Source organism: Algoriphagus marinus (assembly GCF_001936475.1).
Classification (GTDB): domain Bacteria; phylum Bacteroidota; class Bacteroidia; order Cytophagales; family Cyclobacteriaceae; genus Algoriphagus; species Algoriphagus marinus.
The window spans coordinates 451,194-468,584 of record NZ_MSPQ01000002.1 but is presented as its reverse complement, the minus strand read 5'-3'; the positions used below and the strand labels follow the sequence as shown (position 1 = coordinate 468,584).

19 protein-coding genes are annotated in these 17,391 nt (G+C 40.4%); 15 read left to right on the top strand and 4 right to left on the bottom strand.

All coding sequences use genetic code 11. The annotated features are described in order from the left end of the window. Positions 1–557: 557 nt before the first annotated feature. Positions 558–1,208 carry a carboxypeptidase-like regulatory domain-containing protein gene (locus BVC88_RS06445; protein WP_075349816.1) on the bottom strand — a complete coding sequence of 217 codons (651 nt, stop codon included), beginning with the start codon at positions 1,206–1,208 and terminating at the stop codon, positions 558–560. Positions 1,209–1,317: 109 nt separating this feature from the next. Between BVC88_RS06445 and BVC88_RS06440 the strand changes: the two genes are divergently transcribed. The 4 genes from BVC88_RS06440 to BVC88_RS06425 all read left to right on the top strand — a co-directional run bounded on the left by BVC88_RS06440 (position 1,318) and on the right by BVC88_RS06425 (position 5,484). Beyond that, entirely contained in the window at positions 1,318–1,701 is a 384-nt protein-coding gene (locus BVC88_RS06440) for an ArsR/SmtB family transcription factor (RefSeq protein WP_075349815.1), read from the top strand. 5 nt (positions 1,702–1,706) lie between these two features. After that, positions 1,707–2,402, top strand: coding sequence for a YjjG family noncanonical pyrimidine nucleotidase (locus BVC88_RS06435; RefSeq protein WP_075349814.1), 696 nt, complete (start codon positions 1,707–1,709; stop codon positions 2,400–2,402). An 85-nt stretch (positions 2,403–2,487) separates the two neighbouring features. Continuing rightward, entirely contained in the window at positions 2,488–4,122 is a 1,635-nt protein-coding gene (pruA, locus tag BVC88_RS06430) for an L-glutamate gamma-semialdehyde dehydrogenase (protein ID WP_075349813.1), read from the top strand. Positions 4,123–4,332: 210 nt separating this feature from the next. Then, a complete protein-coding gene (locus tag BVC88_RS06425; RefSeq protein ID WP_075349812.1) occupies positions 4,333–5,484 on the top strand; it encodes a hypothetical protein in 1,152 nt (383 codons plus the stop codon). A gap of 128 nt (positions 5,485–5,612) precedes the next feature. Here BVC88_RS06425 and fabG read toward each other — a convergent pair whose 3' ends face one another. Then, complete coding sequence (gene fabG / locus BVC88_RS06420; RefSeq protein WP_075349811.1) at positions 5,613–6,359, bottom strand: 3-oxoacyl-[acyl-carrier-protein] reductase; 747 nt, start codon at positions 6,357–6,359, stop codon at positions 5,613–5,615. Positions 6,360–6,654: 295 nt separating this feature from the next. On the opposite strand from fabG, the gene lpdA reads away from it, so the two are divergent. From lpdA to BVC88_RS06375, 9 genes are all read left to right on the top strand, one after another. Beyond that, the gene (lpdA, locus tag BVC88_RS06415) at positions 6,655–8,052 is read left to right on the top strand and encodes a dihydrolipoyl dehydrogenase (protein ID WP_075349810.1); all 1,398 of its coding nucleotides are present in this window, start codon (positions 6,655–6,657) and stop codon (positions 8,050–8,052) included. A gap of 78 nt (positions 8,053–8,130) precedes the next feature. Then, a complete protein-coding gene (locus BVC88_RS06410) occupies positions 8,131–8,664 on the top strand; it encodes an RNA polymerase sigma factor (protein ID WP_075349914.1) in 534 nt (177 codons plus the stop codon). Next, positions 8,665–9,486 carry an anti-sigma factor gene (locus BVC88_RS06405; protein ID WP_075349809.1) on the top strand — a complete coding sequence of 274 codons (822 nt, stop codon included), beginning with the start codon at positions 8,665–8,667 and terminating at the stop codon, positions 9,484–9,486. A gap of 98 nt (positions 9,487–9,584) precedes the next feature. Further along, positions 9,585–10,043: a DUF2721 domain-containing protein gene (locus BVC88_RS06400; RefSeq protein ID WP_075349808.1), complete on the top strand. Its 459-nt coding sequence runs from the start codon at positions 9,585–9,587 to the stop codon at positions 10,041–10,043. Next, positions 10,033–10,998 carry a glycerophosphodiester phosphodiesterase family protein gene (locus tag BVC88_RS06395; protein WP_075349807.1) on the top strand — a complete coding sequence of 322 codons (966 nt, stop codon included), beginning with the start codon at positions 10,033–10,035 and terminating at the stop codon, positions 10,996–10,998. The genes BVC88_RS06400 and BVC88_RS06395 overlap by 11 nt, the downstream gene beginning before the upstream one ends. Continuing rightward, complete coding sequence (locus BVC88_RS06390; protein WP_075349806.1) at positions 10,995–12,002, top strand: threonine aldolase family protein; 1,008 nt, start codon at positions 10,995–10,997, stop codon at positions 12,000–12,002. Before BVC88_RS06395 ends, BVC88_RS06390 begins: the two co-directional genes overlap by 4 nt. Positions 12,003–12,063: 61 nt before the next feature. Further along, positions 12,064–12,246, top strand: coding sequence for a hypothetical protein (locus tag BVC88_RS06385; protein WP_075349805.1), 183 nt, complete (start codon positions 12,064–12,066; stop codon positions 12,244–12,246). Further along, positions 12,234–12,536, top strand: a complete 303-nt coding sequence (locus BVC88_RS06380) for a type II toxin-antitoxin system RelE/ParE family toxin (RefSeq protein ID WP_075349804.1) — start codon at positions 12,234–12,236, stop codon at positions 12,534–12,536. The genes BVC88_RS06385 and BVC88_RS06380 overlap by 13 nt, the downstream gene beginning before the upstream one ends. A gap of 42 nt (positions 12,537–12,578) precedes the next feature. After that, positions 12,579–13,841 (top strand): replication-associated recombination protein A, encoded by a 1,263-nt coding sequence (locus BVC88_RS06375; protein ID WP_075349803.1) that lies wholly within the window; start codon positions 12,579–12,581, stop codon positions 13,839–13,841. 32 nt (positions 13,842–13,873) lie between these two features. On the opposite strand, the gene BVC88_RS06370 is transcribed toward BVC88_RS06375, so the two are convergent. Both BVC88_RS06370 and BVC88_RS06365 read right to left on the bottom strand, forming a co-directional pair. Further along, positions 13,874–14,227, bottom strand: coding sequence for a four helix bundle protein (locus BVC88_RS06370; RefSeq protein ID WP_075349802.1), 354 nt, complete (start codon positions 14,225–14,227; stop codon positions 13,874–13,876). Positions 14,228–14,353: 126 nt separating this feature from the next. Then, positions 14,354–15,082, bottom strand: coding sequence for a nitroreductase family protein (locus BVC88_RS06365; protein WP_075349801.1), 729 nt, complete (start codon positions 15,080–15,082; stop codon positions 14,354–14,356). A gap of 96 nt (positions 15,083–15,178) precedes the next feature. Here BVC88_RS06365 and BVC88_RS06360 point away from each other — a divergent pair, with 96 nt between their 5' ends. Then, a complete protein-coding gene (locus tag BVC88_RS06360; protein ID WP_075349800.1) occupies positions 15,179–16,669 on the top strand; it encodes a DUF5687 family protein in 1,491 nt (496 codons plus the stop codon). Next, a complete protein-coding gene (locus tag BVC88_RS06355; RefSeq protein WP_075349799.1) occupies positions 16,666–17,361 on the top strand; it encodes an ABC transporter ATP-binding protein in 696 nt (231 codons plus the stop codon). Before BVC88_RS06360 ends, BVC88_RS06355 begins: the two co-directional genes overlap by 4 nt. Positions 17,362–17,391 lie beyond the last annotated feature (30 nt).

The window sequence follows — 17,391 nt, the reverse complement described above, 5'->3', positions numbered from 1 at the left end:
TAAGGCGCCAAGGTGCAGTTTTTTCGTGTTTAGTTAAATCAGCCCAATTATGCATGAAAATGATATTTCAGAGGTTATTGTCGATATTACTTTTTCGGTTTGTATAAGACTAGTCCTAGGATTGGTAAAATCAATGGAAGCCTTTTTGGCTACCTAGCAAATTGAGATTGAGCCTCTGCGCCATCGCGGGAGTTTTTCGCCGCGTCGCCGCAAGACAGAATCAATAGTAAAATTCCACATCAAAAGCTTTTTGAATGATCAAACAGATTGAGGTTGCGCCTCTGCGCCTTTGCGGGAGTTCTTCGCCGTGTCGCCGCGCCGCCGCGAGACAAAATCAATAGAAAAAGCCCAGATCAAAAGCATGTTGAATGATCAAACGGATTGAGGTTGCGCCTCTGCACCTTTGCGGGAGTTCTTCGCTGTGTCGCCGCGCCACCGCGAGACAAAATCAGTAGAAAGAGCCCAGATCAAAAACTTTTTGAATGATCAAACAGATTGAAATCTCGCCCTTGCGCCCTTGCGGGAGTTCTTCGCTGCGCCGCCGAGCGCAAAAAAGGCTAGTCCTTTCTTTTCAAGTCTCCTCGCTTAATTGATCGGATAAATTGAGACCAAGCAAATGGATCAAGAAGCCGAAGTGGTCTAGGACCGTATAGATCTTGATTTTGAAGCATTTGACCTTGTTGGAAATAGCGGAAGTTTTCATTACTGGATGCAGGCATACTCTCAGCCCAACGAAGGAGCATCTCCGGGCTCATATTTGCTCTGCTGATCGACATAGGGTCCACTACGTTCATTGCTATTACAGCCTGCTTAAACTCCGCCTCGGTAGGGTAGGGCATTACTTCGATTTCTGCTAAGGCTATTTCATCAACTTCCATGGTAAGGATCAAACTGATCCTGTCATTCTCAACTGTTTCAGGAACTTTAAAAGTTTGTTTTTTCAAACCTATAAAAGAAAATACAATGCTGTCACCTTCTAATACTGGCATGGAAAAATATCCAAATCTTCCGGAGCTGGTTCCTCTTCCTTTTTTAGGGACGTAAATATTTACCCCTGCCACAGCATCGGTACTGTCGGAATTTAAGACGATTCCGGAAAGCTGAATTACCTTTCTTTCCTTCTGATCTTGAGCATTTACAAATTGGACAGATATAAAGAATCCCAAAAGGAAAACGAGGAGCGATTTATAACAAAATGAAGTCTTCACAGATAAATTAACTAAATGGACGGCCGATGGTTGTCTTTTATGATGCGATAATACCCTAATTTCGGGTGAATTTTTATTTTCATTGCATAAACTGCGTTAAAACTTACTAATGCGATTAAAAAATATCAGTTTAAACTACGGGCTTAGAATCTTCAAAGCACTCTCAGAGGAGCCTAGAGTAAGGATTTTCCATCTTTTGATGAATAATAAAGAATTGTCCATTTCTGACTTTGAATTGATCTTGGATTTTACCCAAACTAAAACCAGCAGGCATCTAATCTCATTGAAAAATGCCGGTTTGCTTGGAAGTCGTAGAGTGGACCAATGGGTCTTTTATTACATTTTGGAGGAATACCTCGAAATCATTCAGCAGATTTTCAAGTTTATCCAAAAAGATCCCAGTCTAATCCGGGATCAAGAAACTTTCGAAATTCTAAAGTCAAACCGAGAACTCGCCATTAATAAAATTCAGAATAACCAATACCGACGTTAATTAATTTGAAAACTTACCAACACATCTTCTTCGATCTGGACCATACACTTTGGGATTACGATCGAAATGTCACCGAATCACTTTCCGAGCTTTACCATCACTACGATTTATTGGGCTTGGGAATCCCTACTTTTCAGAATTTCTTTGATTCATTTCATCATATCAACTACCAGCTTTGGGATTGGTATAATGTCGGGAAGATCGATAAAGAAAATCTTCGAAAGGAACGATTTAGGATGATTTTTGAGCATGCAGGTGCATCGGCGGATGGAATTCCATTGCCTTTCGAAGAGGATTTTATGCATAGAACCTCTTCTAAATCTCATGTTTTCCCCTATACTTTCGAGATTTTGGAATACCTCCAGCGGAAATATCAATTGCATATCATCACCAATGGATTTGATGAGTCGCAAGCAAAAAAAATTAATTCGGCTAAACTTGGGTCTTATTTTGACTTGATCGTGACTTCGGAGACAACAGGTCACAAAAAACCTGATGCTCGAATTTTTCATCATACTGTTGAAAAACTTGGAACAAGACATGAGCATTGCTTGATGATCGGCGATAACCCAAATTCAGATATACTGGGGGCTATCAATGCAGGAATTGATCAAGTCTATTTTAATCCAGAAGGAAAGCAAATTGAGCTTCAACCTACCTATACAATTGCCCATTTGAGGGAATTGGAAGCCTTACTTTAAGTCCTTTTGTTACCAAAATCACTAGCCAAATAATCCCCTTTCCTTATCTTTGGCCTGAACAGAAATCAAATAAACTCCAAATATCATGTTAAAAGGATTTTTCACTGTGCCGACACCAGTCAATGAGCCGGTAAAAGCTTATGCTCCCGGAAGTCCGGAAAGAAAAGAATTGCAATCTGCGATTAAAGAGGCGAGATCAATGCAAGTTGATGTTCCTATGTATATTGGTTCTGAGGAAGTTAGAACGGGTAATACCAAGTCTATGTCTCCTCCTCACGACCACAAGCATATACTTGGATATTTCCACGAGGGAGATGCGTCTCATGTGGAGCAAGCAATTAATGCAGCTTTGGGAGCAAAACATGCCTGGGAAAATCTAGCATGGGAACAAAGAGCTGCGATCTTCCTGAAGGCCGCGGATTTACTTGCTGGTCCTTACCGTGCTAAAATCAACGCAGCTACCATGCTTGGTCAATCCAAGAATGCAATGCAGGCTGAGATTGATGCAGCATGTGAGTTCATCGACTTCCTACGTTTTAATGTCAAATACATGACTGAGATCTATGCACAACAACCTCCAGTTTCTGGAAACGGTGTTTGGAATCGTGTAGAGCAACGACCTTTGGAGGGATTCGTTTTTGCCTTGACTCCGTTCAATTTTACAGCCATTGCAGGTAATCTGCCTACTTCTGCCGCCATGATGGGAAATACCATCGTTTGGAAACCAGCCTATACCCAGATCTATTCTGCAAATGTGCTGATGCAGGTATTCAAAGAAGCTGGTGTGCCTGATGGCGTGATCAACTTGATCTATGTGGATGGACCGACAGCTGGTGATATTATTTTCAACCATCCCGATTTTGCTGGGATTCACTTTACAGGTTCAACCGGAGTATTCCAGCATATCTGGAAGACTATTGGTGGAAATATTCACAAGTATAAATCTTACCCAAGGATCGTCGGAGAGACTGGTGGAAAGGATTTTGTGATCGCTCATAAGTCTGCAAACCCAAAAGCGGTTGCCGTAGGTTTGGTTAGAGGAGCTTTTGAATATCAGGGACAGAAATGTTCTGCCGCTTCTAGAGCATATATCCCATCTAATATTTGGGAAGATGTGAAGAAATATATGCTGGAAGATCTTGCTACTATGACAGTGGGTGGAACAGAAGATTTCACCAACTTTATCAATGCGGTAATTGATGAGAAGGCTTTTGATAAAATTTCGAATTACATCACTAAAGCAAAAGAAACTGAAGGTGTTGAAATCATTTCCGGAGGTAAATTCAATAAATCAGAAGGTTACTTTATCGAGCCAACTGTCATCTTGACGCAAGATCCTATGTACACGACGATGTGTGAAGAGATTTTTGGTCCGGTTTTGACGATCTATGTTTACAATTCAGAGCACTTTGAAGAAGCATTGGAATTGGTTGATCAGACTTCGCCTTATGCCTTGACAGGAGCCATATTCTCTCAAGATCGCTATGCCGTGGAATTGGCTACGCAAAAGCTAAAGAATGCAGCAGGGAATTTCTACATCAATGACAAGCCAACCGGCGCAGTAGTAGGGCAGCAGCCATTTGGTGGAGCGAGAGCTTCAGGAACGAATGACAAAGCTGGCTCGATGATCAATTTACTACGTTGGGTTTCTCCGCGTACGATCAAAGAAACCTTTGTTTCTCCAGAGGATTATAAATATCCTTTTTTGGGAAAAGATTGACCTTTTAGACCTTCGAGTCCCGAAAAGTATCGGGAATCGAAGGTCTTGAGCATCTATAGTTAAATAGAATAAAACCTTCGAGGAGATTGTTCGCTACTTCGTAGCTCACAATGACACCTCAAAGATTAACTAAAGCCCCGATTTTAGATTCGGGGCTTTTTTGATTTCAAGATTATCTTTAGATTTAGTTATATTTTGAAAACCCCGTAAATGAAAATACTATTACTAATTGCCGTTCTGCTTTTTACTTTCTCTTGTGTGGAGAAAAGCTCGGAGGAAATCTATCAGGGGAAATTGGAGGAGTTGATTGTGGGGGATTTTTCTTTGATGAAAGATTCGTTGACTAAAAGGATTGATATAAAACAGATTTTGATGATTGATAATATAGAATGTCTAGTGTCTAGAGATTTACAGAATGTGAAAATTTATTCATTAGAAACGGGACAAGTCATTCATGACTATCAATTAACACTAGATGGGCCTTATGCTTTTGATGATTATGTTGCTTTATTTTACGCTAATTCTAAAGATGAAATAGCAATTCTAAATACTCAAGGGATGTTTTATTATTATGATAAAAAGGTGCTTGTGAAAAAATTCTTAATTAATTCTGAAATAACTTATTTAAGTTCTATAAGTCCAGAATCGACATTATTTAGATTGAAAAACGGTATATATAGAACCATTATTTTACCTTTAAGTCACTTTTTTACAAAGGATGAAGAAGTTTTAAAAAACAGTCTTAAAAAATTTGTTTTAGACTTCGACCCAAAGAATAAAAAAATAAATTTTTATGGAATAGATTATCCATTTGGATATTTAAAAAAATTTTCAAAAGATATTGGTTCCTATCCACCAGATATATTATATGTTGATTTTGAAGATATCAGCTATTTTACATTTCCTTATTCCGATTCGATATTTATTTACAAAGACTCATTGCTTGTAAGTAAGAATTTTCTTGAATCAACCCGGAATTCAAATTACGGTGGGACAGAACTAGTAGAAAAAACGTTTAAAGGAACAAATGATAAGTTTGCCTTGTATGAATTAAAAAAAGAATCGTCTGCGACAATTGATTTGTTGTTCAATAAGAAACGAAATTTCTTTCTCCTAATAAGAAAGCAAAATGAAACCGGGAATGGAGAAACCAAAGATTCTAGAACTAAAAACTATTCATTCTCATTTTACAATCGAGATTTTGACTCTTTAGGGGAATATGACTTTTCATATCCACCAAACTTTGATCTGGAAAACTGGTTCCTTACCTCCGAAGGACTTTATATCAATAAACCCGAGCAAAAGTCAGAGGATGAATACGAGTTTTATAAAATTGACTTGAGTCGGTTCGGGGATAACTAATTAGCGAATAAATAAATCCCCATCGCTTTACGTCCCTTAATGCACTTTGCGGTTAAAACAAAAAAGCAGCTGAGTTTCCCCAGCCGCCATTATTTCAAATTTCTTATTTCAAACTTGGTACTTCCCAATTAGGTATACATCGCACCATTTACATGCAGTACTTGCCCTGAGATATAGCTACTCATATCAGATCCCAAGAATACGCAGGCATTAGCCACTTCTTCAGGCTTGCCACCACGCTTCATCGGGATACCATCTCTCCAGCCTTGAACAGTTTTTTCATCCAATGCCTCAGTCATTTCAGTTTCTATGAATCCCGGAGCAATGGCATTGCAACGGATGTTTCTGGAGCCTAATTCCAAAGCTACTGATTTAGAGAAACCAATGATTCCAGCTTTAGAGGCAGCATAATTTGCTTGACCTGCGTTTCCTTTTACGCCTACGACTGAAGTCATGTTGATGATGGATCCAGCCTTCGCTTTCATCATGGTTCGCGTTGCTGCTTTTACTGTGTTGAAACAGGATTTTAAATTCACATTCATGATTTCATCCCAAGCTTCCTCAGTCATTCGCATCAAGAGATTGTCACGAGTGATTCCAGCGTTATTTATTAGAATATCCAATCCGCCAAAATCAGCGATCACATTATTCACCAATTCTTCTGCTGCTTTGAAGTCAGATGCGTCAGAGCGATAGCCTTTTGCCTTTATGCCAAAAGCAGCCAATTCCGCTTCAAGTGCCTGGCCTTTTTCTATACTGGATAAAAAAGTGAAGGCCACATTGGCGCCTTCTTCTGCATATCGGATTGCAATTGCTCGGCCGATGCCTTTTGATGCGCCGGTGATCAACGCGGTCTTTCCGGAAAGTAAACCCATTCGATTTTATTTTTTGGTTGCCCCAAAATTAGGAAAAAACCCAAAGTTTCCGATTTCAAATCCGAATCGATTCGAAAAAGTGATTATGTAGCCCTAAAAATCTTGTAATAGCTTGATTTTAAAAATAATATTTGATGGTTGATTTGATCTAAAGAATTATCATTGGTTGACATTTTCCAAATGAGTCAAGTATCATCTCAATCCCATTTTTCAAGGCTTAGACCAAATTTTTTTCTGAATCCAAAAGGCCTATTTTTGCATAGTTTCAATCAGTTATCAAATAAGATTTTAAGATATGTCTTCGACAAAATATGACTTGATCGTGTTGGGCAGTGGTCCAGGAGGTTATGTAGCTGCTATTCGTGCATCACAACTCGGTCTCAAAACTGCTATCATAGAAGCAGAAGAGTTGGGTGGTATTTGCCTCAACTGGGGTTGTATCCCAACCAAAGCTTTGCTGAAAAGTGCTCAGGTTTTTGAATACATCCAGCATGCTGCGGATTACGGGATTTCTGTAAAGGAAGCAAATGCAGATTTCGAAGGAATGGTAAAGCGTAGCCGTGGAGTAGCCGACGGCATGAGCAAGGGTGTTACTTTTTTAATGAAGAAAAATAAAATCGATGTGATTGCAGGTTGGGGTAAAATCCAAGCGGGTAAGAAAATCGAAGTAGCAGATAAGGAAGGCAAGAAAACTGTCTATGCTGCTGATAATATTATTATCGCAACTGGGGCTCGCGCTCGACAATTGCCATCCATGTTGATTGACGATAAGAAAATCATAGGCTACCGCAAAGCGATGACTTTGGAAAAGCAGCCAAAGAAAATGGTGGTGGTAGGTTCTGGTGCAATCGGAGTGGAGTTCGCTTATTTCTACAACTCTATCGGTACGGAAGTGACGATTGTAGAATATATGGATCGAATTGTTCCAGTGGAAGATGTAGAGGTTTCTAAAGCGCTGGAGAAAATCTATAAGAAGTCAGGAATGACTATTATGACTTCTTCTGAAGTGACTGCAGTCGATACGAAAGGCACAGGTTGCAAAGTGACCGTAAAAACTGCCAAAGGCGAAGAAACTCTAGAATGCGATGTGGTTCTTTCTGCAGCTGGGGTTGTTTCTAATTTGGAAAATTGTGGATTGGAAGACGTGGGAATCCTTGTCGAAAAAGGCAAGATTAAAGTTGACGAATATTACAAAACGAATATGCCTGGCTATTATGCCATCGGTGATGTGGTTCCAGGACCAGCTTTAGCTCACGTAGCTTCTGCTGAAGGAATTATTTGCGTGGAGAAAATCGCAGGACATCATCCAGAGCCATTGGATTACGGAAATATCCCAGGTTGTACCTATTGCTCTCCTGAAATTGCCTCTGTCGGAATGACCGAAGCGAAAGCTAAAGAAGCAGGCTATGAGGTGAGAATTGGTAAGTTTCCTTTCTCTGCTTCTGGAAAAGCTTCAGCAGCGGGTGCAAAAGACGGTTTTGTGAAATTGGTATTTGATAAGAAATACGGTGAGCTTCTTGGAGCGCATATGATCGGAGCAAACGTCACTGAAATGATCGCAGAAATCGTAGCTGTGAGAAAACTGGAAACCACAGGTCATGAATTGATCAAGACTGTGCATCCTCACCCAACCATGTCTGAAGCAGTGATGGAAGCTGCTGCTGCGGCTTACGATGAAGTGATTCACTTGTAATCTAAAGTAACTAGCAATAAAAAAGCACAAGGTCAAACCTTTGATCTTGTGCTTTGTTTTTTAGCCAAAAAACTCCCCTTGGAAGAGCAACAATTAATCGCAGGACTTCGAGCAAAAGATCGAAAAACGACTGAATATCTCTATGAGAAATATTCTCGTGCACTTTTTGGTGTGATTTCCAGAATTATTTTTGATAAGGATATTGCTGAGGAGGTTTTTCATGATTCGTTTGTGAAAATCATTCAGAAGATCGATAGATATGAGGAGTCCAAAGGCCGTTTATACACTTGGATGGCCAATATTTGTAGAAATTCAGCCATTGATAAAACTCGATCCAAAGAAATCTCCCAATCCAGTAAGACCAATACCATTGATGACTTCGTATATGGATTAGAAAGCAATTCAGATACCATGGATCAAGTCAATGCCATTGGTGTCAAAGAGTTGATGAATGACCTGAATGAGGATCAGCGATTTATCATTGAGTATATTTATTTCAAAGGATATACCCATTCGGAGATTTCTGAGGAATTTGACATCCCCCTTGGGACGGTTAAATCCAGAGTGAGAGCGGCAATTCAGGTATTAAAGAAAAATTTAGACAGCATTTAAGTGGATATTCAAGCATACATCACATCAGGCAAACTGGAGCTTTTCCTTCTTGGGGAGCTTTCGGAGCGCGAGCGTGCAGAGGTGGTTTCCATGGCTGCACAATACCCGGAAATCCAGCAGGAATTGGATGAGCTGGAGCAAGCAATGTTTGACATTGACCACAAGATTGGAGTTGCTCCTTCTGCTGGGATAAAGGCGAAGATTTTTGATTCACTTGATTCAGAATTCAAAGAAGAAACAAAACCAATTTCAAATACAGCTCCCGCGCAGGGAAAAGTGGTTCCTCTTTCTCCTTGGAAATCATTTGCAGTGGCAGCGTCACTAGTGGCAGTTTTAGCCTCATCAGTCGCGATCTTCTATGCCAGTAAGTTTTATGAAAAAGAGCAGCAATTTACTGCTTTACTTCAGGAGCAATCCGTAATGGCAGACAACCTCAATCAAGTAAAATTGGAATTTGAGGCCAAGGATTCTCAATTAGATAAATTGGTAGCAGGAGATTTCAGATTGGTTAAACTCAAAGGTGAAAGTTTGAACATGCAGAAGGACGCATCTGTGAATCTTTTCTGGGATCAAGGTGCGCAAGAAGTATTTGTGGCAGTGAATAACCTGAATGAACTAAGTGACGAATACGATTATCAGCTTTGGGCAATTGGAGATCAAGGGCCAATCGGAATAGGTCTGGTCAATGAAGGCGAGAAGATGACACTTCAGCAAATGCAGGCCGTAGCACAAGCCGGAGCTTTTGCCATTACCATCGAACCAAAAGGAGGTTCGGAGTCACCGACATTGGAAAAGCTGGTCGTAATTGGAAACGTAGCGTAATCAATATTTTATTAAAATCACTTAAGCCTGCCTAAATAAGTGCAGGCTTTTTTGTGCTTTTCTGAAAATGAACCATCTTTAAAAACACGCAAAAATTTATGGAACTCCAACTCTCCACCCCAGCGCTACTTTTTTCGGCCATCACCTTATTGATGCTGGCTTTTACCAATCGGTTTTTGGCGATTGCCAGTTTGATTCGGGGACTTCATAAAAACTACATCAAAGGTCCCGATCAGGAAATCATCGTGGAGCAAATTCACAACCTCCGTCGCCGCCTGACGCTAATCAAAAACATGCAACTCTTCGGAGTATTTAGCTTTTTATTGTGCATCATTTGTATGTATTTGCTCTTCCGAGGCTATACCATAGCTGCGAATTGGGTATTTGTAGGAAGTATGGCTTCGCTCTTAGTTTCGCTCCTGATTTCCTTGATTGAGATTCAGATTTCCACCAAAGCATTAAATCTGGAGCTGAAAGACATGGAAGAGATCTTTGAAAAGCGAAGTAGTGGGCTGGATTTTATTTTCAAAAAAGAAGGAAAGAAAAATGAAGATTAACTGGAATTGGATTCTTTTTCTCGCACTGGCTTTTTCAGGTTGCGGACAAAGCGCAACTACTGATGAGCTAACCGTTGCTGAAGAAACTTCCACTGTAGAGACGGGAGATTTTCTGATTCAAGTAGAGGATCTGGAGGAGACTCGAGATTTTTATACCTGGACTTCGGATCGAATTCCTTTAGTCTCAGCACATCGTGGCGGACCTTATCCAGGTTTTCCTGAGAATGCGATTGAGACTTTTGCCAATGTCATCAAATATACCCCAGCCATTATTGAGTTGGATGTGGCCATGACCAAAGATGGGGTATTGATCCTCATGCATGACGACGATTTGGAGCGAACCACCACAGGGAAGGGGAAAGTTGAAGAGGTTACTTACGATTACATTCAGACTTTATTTCTGGAAGACGAAACAGGAGCACAGACTGATTTCAAAGTTCCAACTTTCAAAGAGGCCTTAACCTGGTCCAAAGGCAAAGTATTGCTGACGGTTGATGTAAAGCAGTCTGTTCCCTATGAAAAGTTGATTGAAGAAATCCGGGAAACAGACTCCGAAGCACATGCCGCGGTGATTACCTATAGCTTTGCGGCAGCAAAGAAAATGCATTACTTGGCTCCAGAGCTGATGCTTTCGATCACAATAAGAAATGAAGAAGAGATTCGGCGATTTGAAGAAACAGGGATTCCTTGGACTCGGGTGATTGCATTTACCGGAGTGGCCGAGCGCCCACAGGAATTTAATCAAGCCTTGCATGAGAAAGGCGTGTTTACAATTCTGGGTGTTTTGGGTAATTTGGATCGAAGTGCCATTGCCAGAGGAGATGAGATTTATGCAGGATTCGTGCAAAAAGGAGCAGATATTTTAGCTACGGATAGACCGATTGAGGCGGCGGCTGCAATCAAAACCTTGGCTCCATCAAGCAGTTCAAAAAACGACTATTTTACTAGAAAATGATCATAGATTTAAGAAGTGATACGCTGACCAAGCCAACAACAGGTATGCGTGAGGCGATGTTTTCCGCTCCTGTCGGGGACGATGTTTTTGGAGAAGACCCGACTGTCAATGCCTTGGAAGAAAAAATCGCCAAGCTATTCGGGATGGAAGCTGCGATCTTTTGTCCCTCTGGGACGATGACCAATCAGATTGCGATTCGGTTACATACAAGAATTCAAACCGAAGTGATCTGTCATAAATATTCCCATATCTATCTCTATGAGGGAGGCGGAATTATGGCGAATTCATTGGCATCGGTGAAGTTGTTGGATGGAGATTTGGGAAAAATCACTGCAACTCAAGTTGCCGCTTCCATCAATCCGGATGATATTCATGCTCCGGAGACCACGATGGTGTCGCTGGAAAATACGATGAATAAAGGTGGAGGGAGTATTTATACCTTGGATGAAATCAAACCTATTCATGCGCTTTGCCGAGAAAAAGGATTGAAGCTTCATTTGGATGGGGCGAGGTTATTCAATGCTTTAGTAGAAACTGGAGAAAATCCAGCAGATTGGGGAGCCCAATTTGATACGATTTCCATTTGCCTGAGCAAGGGTTTAGGTTGTCCGATTGGCTCAGTATTGCTAGGAAGCAAAGCTGATATCAAGCGAGCTCGAAAAGTTCGAAAAGTCTTTGGTGGAGGCATGCGTCAAGCGGGTTTCTTAGCGGCTGCTGGAATTTATGCGCTGGATCACCAAGTTGACCGTCTAAAAGAAGACCATGCCCGAGCGAGAAAGCTGGGGGAAATGCTTTTGGATTTGCCAGTTGTTTCTGAAGTTTTGCCGGTTTCAACCAATATTGTGATAGCTAGACTGGAAGGAACCACTCCGGAAGAATTTATGAGCAAGCTTTCTCAAAAAGACATTAAATCAGTCAAATTCGGAGCGGACCTCGTTCGGTTTGTTACGCATCACGATTTTGGAGATGAGCAGTTGGAGGAGTTTGGGAGACGGATTAGATAGTTTTAAGATTTCTAAACCCTAAAAGAAATATTATCTAAATTAGACTTAAACATCAAAATCTATGATATCCAAAGAAAAAGCCCTTGAAGCAATCAAATCACTTCCCGAAGAATTCTCGATAGAGGATTTAATGGAGAAACTTATTTTACTGAACAAAATAGAAATAGGACTAGATCAAGCGCAAAAAGGACAAAACTATACTAGCGAACAAGCTAAAAAAATGATTGAAGAATGGTCGAAATAAAATGGTCAAAACAGGCTGTTGAGGATATTTATTCAATCAAAGAATACTATTCAAATTTTTCTAATTCCTACTCTTTTCAACTGATTGATCAAATTTTTCAAAAAGCTGAGATCTTGATTAAATTTCCAGAGATCGGACGAATCATTCCAGAACTAAATAATCAAAGTATTAGAGAGCTAATTTTTAAAAATTTCAGAATCATTTATGCAATCCATGATTTAAATAGGATTACCATTTTGACGGTGCATTCAAGTTCAAAACCTTTGTCTAACCTATCCCTTTTTGATTAATAGTATATTTTTTTAGACTTTGAATTTTGATTCTTAAAAAAAATGAACAATACCCCACTAGCAGAGCGAATGCGACCAACCCGATTAGAAGAGCTAATCGGGCAAGCTCATTTATCTTCGCCCAACTCATTTCTCTTCAAAGCGATCAAGTCGGGCAATGTCCCTTCGCTGATTCTTTGGGGACCTCCGGGAGTTGGAAAAACTACCATCGCAAATATCATCGCCAATGAGATCAAAGCGCCTTTTTACACGCTATCGGCGATCAGTTCGGGGGTGAAAGATATTCGGGAGGTGATTGAGAAAGCGAAGTTCCAGATGGGAGTGGTTCTCTTTATCGATGAGATTCACCGCTTCAATAAATCTCAGCAGGATGCACTTTTGGGGGCCGTAGAAAAAGGAGTAATCCGATTGATCGGAGCAACTACCGAGAATCCATCCTTCGAAGTCAATGGGGCTTTGCTATCCAGATGTCAGGTTTTTACGCTGAACCCGCTTGGGAAATCGGAATTGGAAGCCATGGTGCATCAGGCTTTGGAGAAAGATGTGGATTTGAAAAAAATCAAGGTTGAGTTGAAAGAAACGGATGCTTTGCTACGGATTTCGGGAGGAGATGGGAGGAAGCTTTTGAATCTATTGGAGATCGTCATTGATGGAATCAACGAGAATCCCTGTGTAATCACCGATGAAATCGTGATGCAGATTGCCCAGCAGAAAGTCGCACTCTATGATAAATCAGGAGAGCAGCATTATGATATCATTTCTGCTTTTATCAAATCCATTCGGGGTTCGGACCCTAATGCCGCGGTGTATTGGCTGGCACGAATGATCGAAGGGGGAGAGGATGTAAAGTTTATCGCAAGAAGGTTAGTCATCCTCGCTTCGGAAGATATCGGCAATGCGAATCCGAATGCTTTGCTGCTCGCGACCAATTGTTTTGAAGCAGTGAAAATCATCGGTTACCCAGAATCCCGAATTATTCTTTCCCAATGTGTGACCTATTTGGCAAGTTCTCCGAAAAGTAATGCAGCTTATTTGGCCATAAACCAGGCCCAGGCTTTGGTCAAAGAAAAAGGAGATTTATCTGTGCCTTTAGCTTTGCGAAATGCTCCGACTAAACTGATGAAAGACCTGAATTACGGCAAAGCCTATAAATATTCCCATGACTTCCCAGGTAACTTTGTCGCTCAGGAATTTATGCCCGAAGAAATCAAAGGATTAAAGCTCTACGATCCTGGAGATAATGCTCGGGAAAATGAATTGAGAAGGTATTTGAGTGGGAAGTGGAAGGGGAAATATGGGTACTAAAGTCAGAAGTTTGAAATGAGAAATCTGAAAGGCTAGCCAGAATTTTTCTTTGAATTTATTAGCATGGTTGTAAAAATCGCTGTCAATTCATTTGCCTCTTTTAAAGCCGATTTAATTCTATCTTCAAAAAGTAAATTGGATTCGGAAATCAATTCTAGCCAAAAAACAGTTTCATCAGCCTCCTCTTGAACAACTGATAATTTAGAGATGAATTCAGCTCGAGATCTTCCACGTTGTGAAGCTCTATAATTAGCTCCTAATGAAGTGCCTGACCTGATAAGCTGCTTTCCCAATTCAAACCCAACAGTAGATTTTGGTAACTCCGAAACAAGCTTTATGATTTCAAGTGCAAATTTTTTGGTTCTGTCTTTTAGGTCTCTATCCATGAAAAAGTAAGTAGTTAAGATTTTTAGAAAACTAAATTATTGAATCGTTTCTTAATTTTCTTAAATCTTAGGAGGCTAATGACTCCTGTTTTTTTTAGATTTCTAACTTCAGCTTTCTGATTTGATTCACAAATTACAAATCAACTCACTAGAATCCACCCGAAACCTTTCTCCATATATCCCACCAGGAAGTCCTTTGCCGCATCCGATGATCATGCAGATTTCGGAGCCGGAACTGAGATTTAGGAGTTTGTGGACCCGCTTGGAATCATATCCTTCCATAGGACAGGTGTCATAACCGACAGCTTTCATCCCGAGCATAAAAGTCATGGAAGCAAGAGCCGCAGACTTATGAACGGAGATCCGCACTTCGGTCTCGCCGACTTCACGTACCATAGGGCGCTTCAACCCCATAAAAAATGCAATTAGCTTTTTTAGAATTGTCCAGCCTGGATACTTAGAATACAGTTTCGGGATCAAATTCCCATAATAGCTTAATGCTTGTTTCTTCTTTTTCTCGGGTTGGTTTTGAGTGGCTGATTTGATGTATTCGTAATTTGCCGCTGCCCGGGATTTCCAGAGATCTCTTCTTGTCACGACCACTACGAGTTCCCGTGCGGTAGTTGCAGCTTTTTGGCGCATGCAAAGTTCGGCCAGCTTGTCCTTGACCGGGGAGGATTCTGGAACTCGGATAAATTGATAGAGTTGCAGATTGCTACTGTTTGGAGAAAGAATGGCAGCCTCTAAGGATTTTTTGACTAAATCGTGATCAAAGGGGCTTTCCTGATCGAATAACCTAACTGATCGACGTGCTTCTACGGTCTCGAAAAATCCTAATTCCTGTACGACTTCCATCCTTTATCCTTTTTTTATCTGCTTATTTTAAAACTTTTTGCAAGTTTGGTTATACTTTAGGTGTAAAGTTAGAAAGAATATTCAACTGCAAATTTTATGATTTTTGAATTAATCAGGTTACAGTTTCTAAAAAGTTTCCGATCCACTTCATTCGCTAAAAGTGCCATGGCAAATGTGCTATTGGGTTTTTTAGTGCTGGTTTTACTTGCGTATGTTTTCGGTGCAGGGATTTTCCTGCCTCGGATTATTGACACTTTAGCCGAAGGCCAAGATCCAATTGTGGTTTTAAACAGCTATCTGATTTTCTTCTTTTTAGGAGAATTCATGTACCGATATTTTCTCCAGACCCTCCCGGTTATCGAATTGGAAAGCTTACTTCACTTACCGATTGGGAAGGGGAGAATCATCTCCATGCTGTTGATTCGATCCTTTATTTCAGCCTTATCAGTTATTGCGATTCTGCTATTTCTACCTTCTGCATTTCAAATTATTGCTCCTGAGTATGGAAACAGTGGTGCAGTTTTCTGGATTGGTAGTATTGTGTTCACCAGTTGGACCTTGCACTGGTTTATGCTTTGGTTTAAGCAACGATTTGAAGATGGCTTGATCGGAATTATAGTTGTGTTTGTCATTTTGTCATTGGGAGCTGGTTCTAGTTATATGGGCTGGTTCAATCTAGGGGAAGTGACCAAGCCAATCTTTGACTTTGCATTGACTAGCCCAATCCCAATGGCCGTTTTGGCCTTATTGATGATTGGGACTTTCATCCTTTGCAGGAGATTTTATTTGGATAATGCCTATTTGGAAGATTTGGCTGAGGAAGATGAGATTCGATTCGTCGGGCAATCGATAGGTTTTTTCTCCAGATTTGGATTAGCAGGAGAGTTGGCAAATTTGGAATGGAAGCTTATCATAAGACATAAGAAGAGTCGTACTTACTTGATGCTTTCTGCATTTTTCTTGTTGTACGGATTGATTTTCTATACCAATCCTATGTACCAAAGTGAGGATGGAGGAATCTCTGCAATTTTTATTTTTGTGGGAGTTTTTATCACCGGGATCTTTATGATCCAATATGGACAGCAGTTTCTCAGTTGGAATTCAGGAAATTTTGACTTTTTCCTAAATCGAAAAGATGGGGTGGAAGCCTTGGTAAAAGGGAAATACTTACTCTTTATCAGCATCTCTGTGATCTGTTTTTTAGCATCGATTCCTTACGTGTATTTCGGTTGGAATATTCTATTGATTCATATCGCCACATTCTTATTTAACATTGGGGTTTTGATTCATGTGATTATTTATTTGGCACTTTGGAAGCCAAAACCAATGGATCTGAATAAAGGGGCCATGTTTAATTACGAAGGGGTAGGGGCTGCTCAGTTCCTGATCATTATCCCAATGATGGCCGGTCCATATTTGATTTATCTTCCATTTTCGCTGTTGTTCAATGATTATGTGGGCTTGCTTGCCTTAGGGATCAGCGGGATTATTGGGATTTTCGCATTCAAGCCGCTCAGTAAAATCAATATTGATCGCATCAACTCAAATCGTTACGAAATTTCATCTTCATTCCGTCAAGAATCATGATATACGTCAATCAATTAAAGAAACAGTACAAAGAAGCAGTTGTCTTAGATGTTGAGCAGCTGAGTATTCCAAAATCCGAGTGTTTTGGATTGGTGGGAAATAATGGGGCCGGGAAGACGACCTTATTTCGAATCATGCTCGATTTGGTACGGGCTACATCAGGTTCGGTGACGATTGATGGACAGGATGTAAGCAAATCAGAAGAATGGAAAGCGACTACCGGAGCTTACCTTGATGAGCATATGCTGTTGACTTACTTGACACCGGATGAGTATTTCAAGACGCTTCGCAAAATTTACGGCATGTCAGAAGCTGATTTGGGAGTTCATTTGGAGAAATTCAGTGAGTTATTCAATGAGGAGATTATTGGCAAAAAGAAATATATCCGAGATCTATCTAAAGGAAACCTGAAAAAAGTAGGAATTGCTGCTGCAATGATGGGTAAACCTGACGTGGTATTTTTGGACGAACCCTTCGAGAATCTGGATCCAAGTTCGCAGATCAGATTGAAGAAATTAATTCTTCAGGAAAAGGAGCGGTCAAATACAACATTTTTGATTTCAAGTCATGACCTGAATCACGTCACCGAGATTTGCGACCGAATTGTATTGCTGGAAAAAGGTAAAATCATCAACGACCTTCGAGATAAATCAGCCATGATGTCTGAGCTTGAAGCTTACTTTACGGGTTAAATAAAAAGCCTCCTGAACTCAGGAGGCTTT

Excerpts from the sequence above, each read along its gene's own strand:
- BVC88_RS06440 (WP_075349815.1), top strand. The coding sequence starts at position 1,318 with ATGCGATTAAAAAATATCAGTTTAAACTACGGGCTTAGAATCTTCAAA.
- pruA (WP_075349813.1), top strand. The coding sequence starts at position 2,488 with ATGTTAAAAGGATTTTTCACTGTGCCGACACCAGTCAATGAGCCGGTA.
- BVC88_RS06425 (WP_075349812.1), top strand. The coding sequence starts at position 4,333 with ATGAAAATACTATTACTAATTGCCGTTCTGCTTTTTACTTTCTCTTGT.
- fabG (WP_075349811.1), bottom strand. The coding sequence starts at position 6,359 with ATGGGTTTACTTTCCGGAAAGACCGCGTTGATCACCGGCGCATCAAAA.
- lpdA (WP_075349810.1), top strand. The coding sequence starts at position 6,655 with ATGTCTTCGACAAAATATGACTTGATCGTGTTGGGCAGTGGTCCAGGA.
- BVC88_RS06400 (WP_075349808.1), top strand. The coding sequence starts at position 9,585 with ATGGAACTCCAACTCTCCACCCCAGCGCTACTTTTTTCGGCCATCACC.
- BVC88_RS06395 (WP_075349807.1), top strand. The coding sequence starts at position 10,033 with ATGAAGATTAACTGGAATTGGATTCTTTTTCTCGCACTGGCTTTTTCA.
- BVC88_RS06390 (WP_075349806.1), top strand. The coding sequence starts at position 10,995 with ATGATCATAGATTTAAGAAGTGATACGCTGACCAAGCCAACAACAGGT.
- BVC88_RS06385 (WP_075349805.1), top strand. The coding sequence starts at position 12,064 with ATGATATCCAAAGAAAAAGCCCTTGAAGCAATCAAATCACTTCCCGAA.
- BVC88_RS06380 (WP_075349804.1), top strand. The coding sequence starts at position 12,234 with ATGGTCGAAATAAAATGGTCAAAACAGGCTGTTGAGGATATTTATTCA.
- BVC88_RS06375 (WP_075349803.1), top strand. The coding sequence starts at position 12,579 with ATGAACAATACCCCACTAGCAGAGCGAATGCGACCAACCCGATTAGAA.
- BVC88_RS06370 (WP_075349802.1), bottom strand. The coding sequence starts at position 14,227 with ATGGATAGAGACCTAAAAGACAGAACCAAAAAATTTGCACTTGAAATC.
- BVC88_RS06365 (WP_075349801.1), bottom strand. The coding sequence starts at position 15,082 with ATGGAAGTCGTACAGGAATTAGGATTTTTCGAGACCGTAGAAGCACGT.
- BVC88_RS06360 (WP_075349800.1), top strand. The coding sequence starts at position 15,179 with ATGATTTTTGAATTAATCAGGTTACAGTTTCTAAAAAGTTTCCGATCC.
- BVC88_RS06355 (WP_075349799.1), top strand. The coding sequence starts at position 16,666 with ATGATATACGTCAATCAATTAAAGAAACAGTACAAAGAAGCAGTTGTC.